This window comes from Photobacterium alginatilyticum (assembly GCF_009910675.1).
GTDB lineage: Bacteria > Pseudomonadota > Gammaproteobacteria > Enterobacterales > Vibrionaceae > Photobacterium > Photobacterium alginatilyticum.
Genome location: NZ_RSEJ01000168.1, coordinates 1 through 752, shown reverse-complemented (window position 1 = coordinate 752; position 752 = coordinate 1). Strand labels below are relative to the sequence as shown.

1 protein-coding gene is annotated in these 752 nt (G+C 28.6%); it reads right to left on the bottom strand.

The genetic code is table 11. From position 1 onward, the window contains the following. Positions 1–571 (bottom strand): cytochrome c biogenesis protein CcsA (gene ccsA, locus EIZ48_RS31555; protein ID WP_192928769.1); only part of this gene is annotated, 571 nt, incomplete at its 3' end. Between the last annotated feature and the right edge of the window lie 181 nt (positions 572–752).

Genomic DNA, 752 nt, shown 5'->3' with positions numbered 1-752 from the left:
AAAAGATAAAACCTGTACTAATAACACGATAACCCCAATAATCCAATTGTTGAATCAACTGGGATCTGTAATAATTTTTAGAAGAAAAAAAGGAAGTATTTWCAAAAAAATTGTTTGTTTTATTCATGTATTGAATTTCACCAAAGGAAAAAGATTCATTGAAATTTAATACATAATTTTTATTATAAAAAAGTGTTATACCTTTTCGAAATGTAATTACTAAAAGTGCTACTGATAATAATGATCCGCATAAAAGAGCTGCATAACCCAATACCATCATACTTACGTGCATTATTAACCACTCAGATTGGAGAGCMGGTACTAATATTTCGGATTGATGTATTTCAGTTAAARGACCTGAAGTAGCAAAGCCYTGTGTAAAAAGAACACTTGGTGCMGTTATTRTACTTAAATCATTTTTCYTTTTTTTAAAATACGGAACAATATGAATAATGGAGAAACTCCATGAAAGAAAGATTAATGATTCATATAAATTACTTAATGGAAAATGTCCCGAATAAATCCAACGAATGGCTAATAATCCTGTTATACATAAAAAAGTCGCGAKCATGCCCCTTTTTGACGAATCAGATAGTKTTACGATTTCATCGACTAATAAGGTTATTAAATGAATTGTAATTACAATTGAAACAATCGAAAAGGAAATATGAGTTAATATATGCTCTAAAGTTAAAAATATCATAAAAATTAAAGTAAAGGGGGGTCCCTTAATTACGAAGTGAMAATCAGTA